Source organism: Hymenobacter sp. BT188 (assembly GCF_014333585.1).
Lineage (GTDB): Bacteria > Bacteroidota > Bacteroidia > Cytophagales > Hymenobacteraceae > Hymenobacter.
Map to the genome: position 1 here is coordinate 687,825 of NZ_JACSCW010000002.1, position 13,420 is coordinate 701,244.

Annotated in this window: 13 protein-coding genes; 10 read left to right on the forward strand and 3 right to left on the reverse strand. The window is 52.1% G+C overall.

The features are described 5' to 3' along the window. Positions 1-29 precede the first annotated feature (29 nt). Complete coding sequence (locus H8B13_RS07065; protein WP_187310086.1) at positions 30-1,826, reverse strand: methylmalonyl-CoA mutase family protein; 1,797 nt, start codon at positions 1,824-1,826, stop codon at positions 30-32. A 271-nt stretch (positions 1,827-2,097) separates the two neighbouring features. Here H8B13_RS07065 and H8B13_RS07070 point away from each other — a divergent pair, with 271 nt between their 5' ends. The 3 genes from H8B13_RS07070 (at position 2,098) to dnaA (ending at position 5,473) form a co-directional block, all read left to right on the forward strand. Then, a complete protein-coding gene (locus H8B13_RS07070) occupies positions 2,098-2,859 on the forward strand; it encodes a 5'-nucleotidase C-terminal domain-containing protein (RefSeq protein WP_187310087.1) in 762 nt (253 codons plus the stop codon). 59 nt (positions 2,860-2,918) lie between these two features. After that, positions 2,919-3,839 (forward strand): bifunctional metallophosphatase/5'-nucleotidase, encoded by a 921-nt coding sequence (locus H8B13_RS07075; protein ID WP_187310088.1) that lies wholly within the window; start codon positions 2,919-2,921, stop codon positions 3,837-3,839. Between the two features lie 140 nt (positions 3,840-3,979). After that, positions 3,980-5,473, forward strand: a complete 1,494-nt coding sequence (dnaA, locus tag H8B13_RS07080; protein WP_187310089.1) for a chromosomal replication initiator protein DnaA — start codon at positions 3,980-3,982, stop codon at positions 5,471-5,473. Positions 5,474-5,547: 74 nt separating this feature from the next. Here dnaA and H8B13_RS07085 read toward each other — a convergent pair whose 3' ends face one another. Together H8B13_RS07085 and H8B13_RS07090 are read right to left on the reverse strand one after the other, a co-directional pair. Next, positions 5,548-6,036 (reverse strand): hypothetical protein, encoded by a 489-nt coding sequence (locus H8B13_RS07085; protein ID WP_187310090.1) that lies wholly within the window; start codon positions 6,034-6,036, stop codon positions 5,548-5,550. 136 nt (positions 6,037-6,172) lie between these two features. Further along, on the reverse strand, positions 6,173-6,598 hold the full coding sequence (locus H8B13_RS07090; RefSeq protein WP_187310091.1) for an OsmC family peroxiredoxin: 426 nt from the start codon (positions 6,596-6,598) through the stop codon (positions 6,173-6,175). Positions 6,599-6,886: 288 nt separating this feature from the next. Between H8B13_RS07090 and H8B13_RS07095 the strand changes: the two genes are divergently transcribed. From H8B13_RS07095 to H8B13_RS07125, 7 genes are all read left to right on the forward strand, one after another. After that, entirely contained in the window at positions 6,887-8,383 is a 1,497-nt protein-coding gene (locus H8B13_RS07095) for a GH3 auxin-responsive promoter family protein (RefSeq protein ID WP_187310092.1), read from the forward strand. A 174-nt stretch (positions 8,384-8,557) separates the two neighbouring features. Further along, on the forward strand, positions 8,558-9,022 hold the full coding sequence (locus H8B13_RS07100) for a DUF6036 family nucleotidyltransferase (protein WP_187310093.1): 465 nt from the start codon (positions 8,558-8,560) through the stop codon (positions 9,020-9,022). Between the two features lie 125 nt (positions 9,023-9,147). Continuing rightward, the gene (locus tag H8B13_RS07105) at positions 9,148-9,576 is read left to right on the forward strand and encodes a hypothetical protein (RefSeq protein WP_187310094.1); all 429 of its coding nucleotides are present in this window, start codon (positions 9,148-9,150) and stop codon (positions 9,574-9,576) included. Continuing rightward, on the forward strand, positions 9,555-10,019 hold the full coding sequence (locus H8B13_RS07110; RefSeq protein ID WP_187310095.1) for a 3-oxoacyl-ACP synthase: 465 nt from the start codon (positions 9,555-9,557) through the stop codon (positions 10,017-10,019). Before H8B13_RS07105 ends, H8B13_RS07110 begins: the two co-directional genes overlap by 22 nt. A 100-nt stretch (positions 10,020-10,119) precedes the next feature. Next, positions 10,120-11,283, forward strand: coding sequence for a 1-deoxy-D-xylulose-5-phosphate reductoisomerase (locus H8B13_RS07115; protein WP_187310096.1), 1,164 nt, complete (start codon positions 10,120-10,122; stop codon positions 11,281-11,283). A 177-nt stretch (positions 11,284-11,460) separates the two neighbouring features. Next, on the forward strand, positions 11,461-12,777 hold the full coding sequence (gene rseP / locus H8B13_RS07120) for an RIP metalloprotease RseP (protein ID WP_187310097.1): 1,317 nt from the start codon (positions 11,461-11,463) through the stop codon (positions 12,775-12,777). Between the two features lie 126 nt (positions 12,778-12,903). Beyond that, positions 12,904-13,350 (forward strand): DUF6702 family protein, encoded by a 447-nt coding sequence (locus tag H8B13_RS07125; RefSeq protein ID WP_187310098.1) that lies wholly within the window; start codon positions 12,904-12,906, stop codon positions 13,348-13,350. Positions 13,351-13,420: the final 70 nt, after the last annotated feature.

A 13,420-nucleotide genomic window follows, 5' to 3' on the forward strand; every position in this document is an offset into this window, starting at 1 on the left:
TTCAGCAAGCTGTTTTACGAGGAGTAACCCTACGTTTTTCCCTGCAATCGGGCGAGGATGTCGTCGGTTTTGTAGCTGTTGACGCTAAGCTCTTGAAAGCCGTGACGCTGAATGGCAGCCTGCATCGTTGCCACGTCGCTGGAGAGAAGAGTAGGTAGGTGAATCGATAGGTCAGCAGTGTCAGGAGCGGATACTTCACGGGCCAAAGCGTGGTATTGCTCCACGGTAGCGTACATCAAAGTCACTGTTTCGGGCGTTGAAAACAGCACCGACAGCGTATCCTCCGAAGTCTCGGGTAGAGGTAATGAGGCCCGCTCTTCCTGGGGAAGCGTTTTAAGGAAGGACTCCAGAATGGCGCGGTTCGCATCCTGACCCAGTAATACCACTGCGGCTCGCTGATTCTGCTGTAACTGCCGCCGAAAATGCATAGCTGTCACTAGGCGCAATACTTCCGTCGGATACGTGGCGCGGGTGGTATCGAAGCTGCGGCTGCGCAGAAGCTTTTTTGGATCGAACTCAAACTCTTCCTCGGCTTGCGTAAAGCGGTTGCTACCTACTATTACCTGCTCACCGGTAGCAATACGGTGAAACTGCTGGCGGCTGACCGTGCGCAACTCTTCCAGTATACTGCCCCAAGCCTTAGATAAGCCGCCTTTAGCTTCTGTGGCTTGGAAAAGTGCCCATGCCTCGCGGGCTAGGGTGTCCGTGAGCGTTTCGAGGTAGTAGGAGCCAGCGGCGGGATCAGTGACGCGGCCCAACTGAGATTCTTCCCGCAGAATAATGGATAAGTTGCGCGCCAACCGCTCAGAGAATTCGCCCGGTTCGCGGTACAAGCTGTCGAATGGAGCCACAGTAAGCGAGGTAGCGCCGCCTAATACAGCCGCCATCGCCTCTGTTGTGAAGCGCAATAGGTTGGTATGCGGATCAAGGGTCGTTTGTAGCCACGAGGACGTGCTGGTGTGAATGCGCAGCATACCTGCTAGGCTGGGGGGCAAATTGAACGCATGAAGCAGTGTAGCCCACAACCGCCGCACAGCTCTCAGCTTTGCGATTTCCAGGAAGTAGCTGGTACCGATGGCCAAGTGAAGCTGCATGGCCGCCGCGACGTCGGCCACGCTCAGGTCGGCGTTTGGCAGTGCCTCCAGATAAGTCGCTGCCACATTCAACGCATAGCCAATTTGCTGCGTATTGGTGCCGCCCCGATTACCAAAAAAGCTGGCATCAATTGTCAGCGCCTTGAACTTAGGCAGGTCCTGTGTCAACTGTAGCGCGGTTCGCAACTCGGGCAAGTGGCTAACAAACTCTGGATTATGGTAGTGAGTGAGAGGATCAGTCAGCAAAAAGCCCCCCAGCTCCTTGCTAGCCGCTAGCAGCCGACGTAGCAGACCGGTCGGGTGGTGCGGTACCGAATACCCAATGAATGTCGTGTCGAGCGGTAGGAAGCTGTGCAGGTAGTCGACGTCGAATTCGCTGGCATCGTCAGAGAAAATAAAATGCACACCGTCGGCTCCGCGGTCTAAGCTTATTCGCGCTTGGTCTACGGCCTCATGACCGCTATTCAGGGGCGCCACACGTACCACTGGCACGTTCCGCCAGGAGCGGTCGGCGGCTGTCTCTGGTAGGAGGGGAGATGGCAAATCGCCTAGCGTTTCCAGAGCCTCGCGATGATAGAAAGGCTGTATGTCAAACCCTTCACTTGAGTGCCACAGCAGGGCAGCAGGGTCAGCGCCCTTCAGGTCACGACGGATCCGCTCCTGCCAGGCCTCCGTGCTGACGGGTTGAAACTCGGGAAAGGAAACGGGTGCCGGGCGCGGGGTATCGGCCATATGGGGGTGGTAAAAAGCCTATGATTCCGGTAAGGAATGCGGGTTAAAGATACCGGATTGGGGTAATACTGGCGAATTGGGCAAGTTGTTTGTACGGCGCCGCCTAGCATCTAGCTTTATCAGTTCATGCAATTGACAGTCTTTGTGGCTTAGGTAAAAGTGGTTCCTTATAGCAAGGAAGATGATTTAAGGACTTCTACAAGAGCTTTGGGCAAAAGCCCAAAGACCAGCCTTATCTTTGCAATCCGTCTCTTCGCCTTTTGCTGTTTCTATGCATTTTCTCCGCTTCCGTGTCGTCAGCCTCGGTCTGTTTCTTGCCGTTGTTGCAACGCCAGCCTGTCAGCGTGCGGCTTACGTAGCTAAGCCTACACTGGCCCCTACCACAGCCCAGCCCGTAGGCCAAACATTGCCCCCCGATCCTAAAATCGCGGCCATCATTGAGCCTTACCAGCAGAAGGTAACGCAGCAAATGACGGAAGTAATAGGTACCGCCCCGGTAGCTATTTCTAAAAATCCCGGCGAGTCACCATTAGCTAACTTTGTGGCCGACCTTGTGCGGCAGCGAGCCACCGTCGCCACAGGCAAAAGCATTGATGTGAGCGTCATGCCAAACGGCGGCCTGCGAGCTAACTTACCTGCCGGCAAAATCACGCTGGGGGCCATTTTTGAGCTAATGCCCTTCGAAAATGAAGTGGTAGTGCTAGATGCGCCCGGCCCCGTGATGCAACAGCTATTCGACTATTCAGCTCGCATCAAGATGGCACTGTCTGGTGCTACCTATGCGGTGGGTGCCGATGGAAAACCAATGAACATAATGATTGGTGGCCGGCCCTTCAATCCGGTCCAGACTTATACTGTTGCTCTTTCCGATTATACGGCTGGCGGCGGCGATAATATGGTATTCTTCAAAACCCTCAAGCCTACGGGCACTGGCGTATTGCTGCGCAATGCCATTGCTGACCACATTCGTCAGCTTACCAAAGAAGGAAAGCCCGTGGAGGCCAAAGTAGAGGGTCGGGTAAAGGTCCTATAGCTAGGCACCATCTCTATTCCGTATTCGTTTGCCCAGCAACTTCTTAGTACATCATAAGCATGAACCGTCGCGACTTCCTTAAAAATTCGACCCTTGGCGCCGCTAGCTTAAGCCTGCTGGGTATGCCAGCACTGGCTGCCGATACCAAGAGCTCGCGCCTCACTATTCTGCACACCAACGACATGCACTCGCGGATTGATCCGTTTCCGGAAGGTAGCGGGCAATTTGCAGGCATGGGTGGTATGGCGCGGCGGGCTACACTTATCCAACAAATCCGGGCGCAGGAGCCCAACGTGTTGCTGCTCGACTCGGGCGACGTATTTCAGGGTACACCCTATTTCAACTTCTTCGAAGGGGAGCTGGAGTTTAAGCTGATGTCGCAGATGGGCTATGATGCTGGCACGCTCGGTAACCATGATTTTGACAACGGCTTGGAGGGCTTGGTCAAGCAGCTGCCTAACGCGAATTTCCCCTTCCTGATAGCCAACTACGATTTCTCACAAACACCGCTGGCTGGTCGTTTTCAGCCCTATAAAGTCTTCACGAAAGCCGGACACCGGGTTGGGGTCTTTGGGTTGGGCATCGAAATGGCTGGGTTGGTAGCCGATAAAAACTTTGGCAAAACTGTTTATCTCGATCCGATTGCAATAGCTCGTACTACCGTGGCTCGTTTGCGCGACACTGAGCGTTGTGATTTGGTTATTTGCCTGTCGCACTTAGGGTATCAGTATAAAAATGAAAAAGTTGATGATCATAAATTAGCTGCGCAGGTAGCTGGCATCGACTTGATTTTGGGCGGCCACACCCACACCTTCCTTGATGCACCAGTGCCGATTGATGGCCCTAACGGCCACCGGACGCTGATTAACCAAGTCGGCTGGTCTGGAATTAACCTCGGCCGTATAGACTACGAGTTCGAGCGTAAGTCGCGGCGGCCCGTGGTGGCGTCTGCTTCGGTAGTACCCGTGCGAACTGCCTGACAAAAGCAAGGAGTCAAGCGTTTTTTTGTGTCCTGACTTTTCCACATTTTTGTCTCCCCCTAAAAAATCGGGGCCCGGTTGCCCCGTGCTCTGACCCTTGTTTTCTACCCTGCACCCGTTGCTTTTGCCCTCTATTGTTGATGTTGAAGGATTGCCAAACCGTATGGGCTAACTGTCTTCGCGTCATCAAGGCAAACATTGGTGAGCAGAGCTTCCGCACTTGGTTTGAACCCATCGTGCCGGTGCAGCTTCATCATAATGTCCTGATTATTCAGGTGCCCAGCCAGTTCTTTTATGAATGGCTGGAGGAGCATTATGTGGATGTGCTCAAGAAAAGTATCTACCAGGAGCTTGGCCACGAAGGCCGCTTGGAATATAGCATCGTAGTGGATCAGGGCAACGGCCAGTCAAAGCCGCGGACGGTAAATATTCCGACAGCCCGCAAGGCCGCTTATCCTACTCCCGGTAATAATAGCGTTGCCCAGGTAGCAGCTAGCGCCCAGACTGCGTCGGCACGCAACGTGGCCGCGGCCGCTAATGCGCCCGCCAACCCGGACACGCTACGGAACCCATTCGAGGCCGCAAAGGGCATTGATCGGAATTACCTGAAGTCGCAGCTCAACCATACATATTCCTTCGAGAACTATATCGAGGGTGACTGCAACCGTTTGGCCCGCTCGGCGGGTTTGGCTGTTGCCAATAAGCCGGGCACGACGAGCTTCAATCCGCTGATGATTTATGGCGGTGTAGGCTTGGGCAAAACGCATTTAGTGCAAGCCATCGGCAACCACATCAAGGCTACAACGCCTGACAAGTTTGTGCTCTACGTGTCGGCGGAAAAGTTTACGAACCAGTTTATCGAAAGTCTGCGCAGCAACGCGGTGCAGGACTTCGCCAATTTTTACCTGTTGGTGGATACCCTGATTCTGGATGACGTGCAGTTTTTGTCGGGTAAGGATAAAACCCAAGAGATGTTCTTTCACATCTTCAACCACCTGCATCAAGCCGGCCGTCAGATTGTAATGACCTCCGACCGGCCACCGCGCGACCTGAATGGTTTGGAAGACCGGCTGTTATCACGCTTTAAGTGGGGTCTTACGGCCGACTTGCAGAGCCCGGACTTTGAAACCCGGATGGCCATTATTCAGAACAAAATGCAGCAGGATGGCATCGACATCCCGCCGCAGGTAGTGGAATATCTGGCGCACTCCGTGAATACCAACGTGCGTGAGCTGGAAGGCGTGTTGATTTCACTGGTGGCCCAAAGTAGCCTCAACCGCCGCGAGATTGACCTGGAAATGGCCAAGCAGGCGTTGCGTCATATCATTGAGGAAGTAGAAGCCGAGGTGAACCTGGACTTCATTCAGAAGACGGTGGCGGAGTATTTTAGCATTCCGGTTGATTTGCTGAAGGCCAAAACCCGCAAAAAGGAAGTCGTGACGGCGCGGCAGGTGGCGATGTACTTTGCCAAAGAACATACCAGTCACTCGCTCAAAAGCATCGGCCACAACTTCGGCGGCCGCGACCATAGCACGGTTATTCACTCCGTTCAAACCGTGTCAGACCTGATCGATAGCGACAAAAGCTTCCGCAGTACCATTGCAGAGCTACGCAAGAAATTTGCTGGCAAGTAGAACTAACCTTTACATCTATCCTCAAAAAAGCCCCCCAGACGTGTCTGGGGGGCTTTTTTGAGGATAACAAATGGCTAAGCATTCGGCTGAGGCTCACGCAGAGGTACTTGGTGTTGTTCGGCAAAGGTGCGGACCTGGTCGCGCAAGGTGCGCTTACGGCGGGCGCCTCTTACTTCACGCATACTTAAATTATACTGGTCGCCGGCTTTGAGCTTGATGCGAAGCTGTTGGGCCACAAACTCCAGGCTAGCAATATCTTCAGCAGCGAAAGCCTGTTTAGCCCGAAATAAACCGCCCTTGTGCACAATGTAGCCAGGAGTAAACTCCAAGTAGCTCTGAGTACCGAATACGGGCGCATTATGCACCAGCACGTAGCCCAGATAAAATAAGCTAAACACCAGAAATACCCAGTGCAGGAAGTGGAAGTCATTCACGCCATCGTCCGAAAACATGGAAAAGATGGTATAAGCAATCCAGAAGCAGGCAATGAGCACTTGGCCCCAAAATGGAACACGCGATGTATTGGCTGGTTGCAGACGAATGCGGGTAGAAGTAGCGGGCATAGAAAGAACAGATAGTTCGGCAAAAAGCAAAGTAAACTAAAAACCGGCAAGGCTAGGTGCTTTACCGGTTTTTAGTTGCTTCGTAATATTCATCTCATCAGTTGGATGAACCAACAAGCGCTATTGCCAGCAAACGTTACTTCAGGCTTGCACTTAGCGTCATTTCAGGCACAGCTTGCAGGAGCTGCGAAATAGGGCAATTGAGCTTAGCGTCTTCGGCGTGTTTCTGAAAGTCTTCGGGTGAAATGCCCGTTACCTGTCCTTCCGTCGTGATGTGAATCTTGGTGACTTTGGGCTTACCGTCTACCGTATCCATGGTCACCTTCGATTCGGTGTTGAGTTGTTGCACCTGCGCCCCGGCCTTGCTCAGTTGAATGGCTAAGAACATGGTGTAGCAGCCCGCGTGCGCCGCGCCTACCAGCTCTTCCGGGTTTGTGCCTTGCTTGCCTTCAAAACGGCTGCCTACCGAATACGGTGCATTTAGGGCGCCACTTTGAGTAGTGAGCGTACCACTACCTTTCTGGTCGCCGTTCCAAACGGCTTTGCCTGCATGATCTGCCATGATAAGAGATGAGTAAGGGATGAAAAAAATGGGTTATACTTCCTACCAACCTATAAAATGCATATTGGGTTGTGGTTGCGCTTACATTTGAATAATCTGGGGGGCAATTCGCAACCACAACAACAATAGGTATTGTGGCGTTACGCACTGGTATGAGTGCTTTGAGCAAATTAATCCGATAATTTGCCTTTGCTTTACCACCTACGCTATAAAATCTCGTACGTATTTGTCGGTACGACGCGCTGACTTCGTCTACGTAGTTATTTCAGAAATTCTTATTGCTTATCTATGGCCCTCAAGGCCGCTTTTAGTCGTCCCCTCGCTGCACTTCTGCATCATCGCTATCAGCAGTGGCTCCGTCGCCCGGTAGCTACGCAGAAGCGCGTGCTAGCGAGCTTAATCAGTCAGGCTCATTCTACCGCATTTGGCCGCGACCATGAGCTTAGTAGTGTCAGCAAACCTTCTGACTTGGCGAGCCAAGTACCCGTGCGCGACTACGAGGCGCTTAATCCTTATTTCCAGCGAGTACAAGAGGGTGAAGCTAATGTACTATGGCCCGGTCGCCCTCTATACCTTGCTAAGACCAGCGGCACCACCTCGGGCACCAAGTATATTCCAATTACTAGCGCCAGCATCCCCAACCACATCAACGGGGCCCGCGATGCGCTGCTTACTTATGTGCACCACACCGGCAAAGCGCAGTTTCTGGATGGAAAGCTTATGTTTCTGTCCGGGAGTCCGGAGTTGAGCATAGTCAACGGGATTCGGACGGGACGCTTGTCTGGCATTGCCAATCACCATGTGCCGGCTTACCTGCGCCGCAGCCAACTTCCCAGCTACACCACCAATTGCATTGAAGACTGGGAGCAGAAGCTCGACCGTATCGTAGATGAGACGGTTGATCAGCCGATGAGTCTTATTTCGGGGATTCCGCCTTGGGTGCAAATGTATTTCGACCGCCTCGTGCAGCACACGGGCCGTCCTATCAAAGATATATTTCCGGATTTCGACCTCTTCGTGTACGGCGGTGTCAATTTTGAACCCTACCGCACCAAGCTCTTCGAAATCATCGGTCGCCCAGTAGATAGCATTGAACTGTTTCCAGCTTCCGAAGGCTTTCTGGCTTTTCAGGATGAGCCCGGCAATCCCGGTTTGCTGCTCCTGCTCGATGCTGGTATTTTCTTCGAATTCATTCCTGCCGAACGCTTTTTTGAGCCGAATCCGCCCCGCCTCACCATTGCCGACGTGGAGCTTGATAAGCAGTACGCGCTTGTACTCAACTCTAATGCTGGCCTTTGGGGCTACAGCATCGGCGACACGGTGCGCTTTGTGAGCTTAAAGCCCCACCGCGTGGTAGTAAGCGGCCGCATCAAGCATTTCCTGTCGGCCTTCGGCGAACATGTCATTGGCGAAGAAGTAGAGCAAACCCTGCGCGAAGTAATGGCGCGATTCCCGGAGGTGGAAGTTGTCGAGTTCACTGTCGCGCCCCGTGTGAGTACTAACCCTAACGAGCCTTCACAACACGAATGGCTCATAGAGTTTGCCCGCCCACCCCAGGATACTGCCGCTTTCGCCGCTGATCTAGATGCTGGCCTGCGTCGCCGCAATACGTATTATGATGACCTGCTGGGGGGCAATATTTTGGCTCCGCTCCGGCTCACGAGCTTGCCGCAAGGAGCCTTTCAGCGGTACATGAAGAGCTTAGGCAAGCTTGGGGGGCAAAATAAAGTGCCACGGCTGAGTAATGATCGGACAGTGGCTGATGGGCTGGTCGGCGCGGGGTAAAAGCCGTATCTTGAGCTATGATTCGCTTTGACCGTACTGCTACCCGCAAAACCACCTTGCACCACGACCAGGATGCCGATGATGCAGCGTACTGGCAAAGTAAATCAGTAGAGGAACGAATGGAGGCACTGGAGTTTCTGCGGCGTCAGGCGTACGCATTTTATTTTCTTGCTAATGGCACAGGCCAACCAGCTTACCGAGGAATACAAAGAGTTTGTCGAGTTATTAAACGCCAACGAAGTTGAATATCTGATAGTAGGAGCTTACGCAGTAGCTAGATACGGCTACGTAAGGGCTACTGGCGACATTGATGTGTGGGTGAAACCGACACCAGAAAACGCACAACGCGTTATAATTACGCTTCAGCAATTTGGGCTGGGAGGATTAGGCTATACTCTTGGCGATTTTACTGAACCCAATACTATTGTACAATTAGGTGTAGCTCCTTTACGAATTGATCTGCTTACGTCCGTTGATGGTGTTAATTTTGAATCTTGCTATAGTCAGCGGGAAATTAAAGTCTTAGACGAAGTTCCTATCAGCTTCATTAGTTTAAACGATTTACGACAGAACAAAGCAAGTACTGGCCGCCTTAAAGACAAGTTGGATTTGCAAAATCTTGATAAGAACAATCGTTAAGAATAATATGCAAAGAACTTAGTAAGCTTGGGGGCAAAATAAAGTGCCACGCCTGAGCAACGACCGTACGGTGGCTGAAGGGTTGTTAGGTAGTTAATAATATTTGCTGTAGATGCTCCTATTAAATGGGTGACGATTTAATAGTAATCTCTGCAAGTAATTATTACGATGATTACTGCACATTTGATCTTACTGTTTCTACAAGCTGGGTTCGTCAGTCAATAAGCTTTTTGGGTTACACAAATACCTTTGAAGAGTTTGGTAAGTCATTGATGAACTTCCCAAGTAATACTGCGCATGAAATATGGTTTCAAGAGGGGAAGGATGAGGGCTATGGCCCATGGTATTTGTCAATTAAGGCTTACTGTTATAACGATCAAGGGCACACCGCTCTGCATATAATTATTGATAATCAAGAATCTTTGCCCAAAAAATGCAGAGTTGGATTTTCTCTTCTAGCGGAAGGGGCTTCGATAAATAGCTTGGGGCGTAGCTTATTTAATTGGGAAATAAAGCAGCAACAAACCATTGAATGGAAAGCTCAAACCAGCTAATAAAACCTCGTCTCCACGCCGCTTGCCTCGCCTACGTTCAGCAACGAGTTGCTGCTGCTACTCAAGCCATGCAAGCCGCCCAGGAATCGGCTAATTCCGAAACCAAAAGTAGCGCTGGCGACAAGTACGAAACTGGCCGCGCCATGGCCCAGGAGGAGCGCAACCGCAATGCCGTACAGATCCGCGAAGCCCAGAACTTGCAAGCCGAACTAGCGCGCATCAACCCCGAACAAGTCTGCGATACAGTGCGGCCCGGCGCGTTGGTTGAGACGAGTATGGGGGGCTTTTTCATCAGCATTAGTGCTGGTAAGCTTACCGTGGATGGCAAAGATTACTTCGCCGTATCGGCTGTAGCGCCGGTGGCAATGGCGCTAAGCGGGAAGCGGGCAGGAGAGGAGGCAGTATTCAATGGCAAGGCCGTACGAATTGTTAAGGTGCAGTAGAATCTTGTCCGTCAAAGGCGGGCTGCTTCACTGCGTTCGGCATGACCGCCTATTTACTGAAACCGCGGCTTACCTTTGCTAACGCACGTCACCGCTTCGCATGTCCCACCCACCCAAACGTCTCACCCTACTCGGCTCTACTGGCTCCATCGGCACCCAAGCTTTGGACGTGGTGCGCTCACAGCCGGGCCGATTTACTATTTCAGCGCTTTCGGCTCACTCCAATGCTGAGTTATTGATCCAGCAGGCCCTAGAGTTTCAACCAGCCGCTGTTGTTATAGGCGATGAAAAGCACTACCAAACGGTTAAAAGCGCGCTGGCGGGGCAACCAACGGAAGTTTTAGCGGGTATTGCGGCCCTAGAAGAAATAGCAAGTCGCCCCGATACCGACATCGTGCTAACAGCAATGGTTGGCTACGCCGGGTTGCTGCCTACCGTGCGCGCCATTCAGGCTGGCAAAACCATTGCCTTGGCTAATAAAGAAACGTTGGTAGTAGCCGGACAACTTATTACAGGCTTAGTCAAAAAGCATGGCGTGGGTCTGTATCCGGTTGATTCAGAGCACTCAGCTATTTTCCAGTGCTTAATAGGCGAGGAGCGGAATCCGATTGAAAAGATTATTCTCACGGCGTCTGGGGGGCCTTTTCGGGGGCGCAGCATGCAGGAATTGGCTACCGTGACGAAGGCTCAGGCACTCAAGCATCCCAACTGGGATATGGGGGCCAAAATTACCATCGACTCCGCTTCACTGATGAATAAGGGGCTAGAGGTGATTGAAGCTAAGTGGCTGTTTGGGCTGCGCGACGACCAGATTGAAGTAGTGGTGCACCCGCAAAGCATTATTCATTCCTTGGTGCAGTTCGAAGATGGCTCACTGAAAGCCCAGCTTGGCCTGCCCGATATGAAGTTGCCCATCCAATACGCTTTAGGCTATCCCGAGCGTTTGCCCAGCAAATATCCGCGCTTCTCCTTCCTCGATTATCCTCAACTTACCTTCGAACAGCCCGATAAGAGCACGTTTCGCAACCTGCCGCTGGCTTTCGAAGCCATGCGCCGGGGCGGCAATGCGCCCTGTATTCTCAATGCGGCTAATGAAGTTGCGGTCGCTGCTTTCCTGCGCGATGACATCGGCTTTCTACAAATGCCCGACCTGGTAGAAAACTGCCTGTCGAAGGTTTCGTACCTTGCCGAGCCTGCGCTGGATGATTATGTGCAAACCGACCAGGAAACGCGCCGTATGGCGCAGGATTTTTTAAAACATTAACCCAAAACCCCGTGTCATTCTAAGTGCAGTATCGCGGAACGAAGCACTACTACCGCTTCGTTGCAGTCCCATCGGGTTCTGCGTCGTGAGGCTGACTTACGCTTATCTATCGTCTGTTAGACTGACAACAACTAGCGCAGACCACCGATTCTCTTAACTCTGTAAACACAAAAAGCTTTGGATATTCTGATAATGGCCGGGCAGCTCATCTTGGGGCTGACTATTTTAGTGGGTGTGCACGAAATGGGGCATATGCTAACGGCCAAATGGTTTGGAATGCGGGTAGAGAAATTCGCTATCGGCTTTCCACCGAAATTATTCGGCAAAAAATTCGGCGAAACTGAGTACATGATTGGCGCCGTGCCGCTGGGGGGCTTTGTCAAGATTACGGGTATGATCGATGAGTCGCTCGATACGGAAGCGATGAGCCAGGAGCCACAACCGTATGAATTTCGGGCCAAGCCAGCCTGGCAGCGCCTGATTGTGATGCTGGGGGGCATTATTGTAAACGTCCTCACTGGTATCCTCATTTTCACTATTCTGACGGCTAAGTACGGGCAGAGCTATTTGCCAGCTTCGGAGGTGCGCTTTGGCGTGGTTCCCAGCAAGTTGGGGGAGGAGATTGGCTTCCGTAAAGGGGACAAGATTGTAAAAATCAACGGCCGCCCCTTCGAGCAATTCGACGACGTGTACGACCCGGAAGTGGTGATGGGCAACCAGAGCTACTACACCGTGGAGCGCAATGGCCAGCTGCTCGACATCAAGTTGCCCGGCGACTTTATGGACCGCCTGTCCGATAGCCAAAACGATCCGGCGCGCTTCGTAGAGCCGCTTAATCCGTTTGAAGTAGGCGAGGTAGTAGCTGGCCGCGCCGCCGCCAAAGCTGGTTTACAGCCCGGCGACCGTATTCTGCGCGTAGGTGACCGGGAAATTAACTTTTTCCCTGAGCTACAGCAAGCTTTAAAAGACAATGCTGGCAAAGCTACGGCCCTGCTTGTGCAGCGAAATAGCCAGCCTATTACCCTTACCGCCAATGTGGAAGAGGAAGGAACTCTCGGTTTCCTGCCCAAGTCGTTGCTGCAATATTCGACCAAAGACTACAGCTTCATTGAAGCCATTCCGGCTGGCGCTTCGCAGGCGTTTGGCATTGTGAGCAACCAGGTACAGGCGTTTGGTAAGATCTTCCGGGGCGAAGCCTCGGCTAGCAAGTCGCTGGGCGGTCCGATGGCCATTGCCCAAACCTACGGCGGTACCTTCAACTGGATTAAGTTCTGGACCCTGACCGGCATGCTGTCCATGGTGCTGGCCTTCATGAACTTGCTCCCCATTCCGGCCCTTGATGGCGGCCACGTCATGTTCCTGACCTATGAAATGGTATCAGGCCGCAAGCCTTCCGATAAGTTTCTTGAGAACTCTCAGAAGGTAGGTATGGCTTTGCTGCTGAGCCTGATGGTGTTTGTGATCTTCAACGACCTGTTCAAAACGCTGTTTTAGAACTTATTTGTCGTGTATTTACCTAGATAGAACGGAGTCCTGCTTCGTTCTATTTTTGTTTACAACCTCCTGATTATGCGTCATCTACTTGTTTTCTGCGCTTTGTGTCTGCTTAGTTTCGCTGCTATGGCGCATGCCTACCACGCCAGCATCATGGACGTGCAGTACAATCCTAAAAAGCAGCAATTGGAAGTAGCGCTCAAGGTATTTACCGATGATTTTGAGAAAGGCCTGAGCGCTGGCCAGTCAAACATGGTCACTTTCGATAAGCTTTCCCCTGCGCAGGTTTCCAGCCTGACTACGGCGTTGCTCCAGCGTTCGGTGACTTTTGGTACCAAACCCGGCGAAACCCTGCCACTCCGATTCGTTGGTATTGAAAAGGACAAGGACGCACATTGGGTGTACTTCTCCGTAAAAATGCCCCCCAAGGCTGCCACTAGCATTTATCTGCGTCACCGCTTGCTATTGGATACCTTTCAAGACCAGATGAATATCGTGAATTTGGATAGTGGCGGTAAAAAGCAAAGCGCCCTGTTTCGTGTCGGCAATGACGAGCAGAAGTTGACTTTTTAGGCAGCATTTCCGGTTCCAGCCATCGGCTAGAAGGTAGCGAGGTGAACTGGTTTTTGAGTAGTGAATAGTC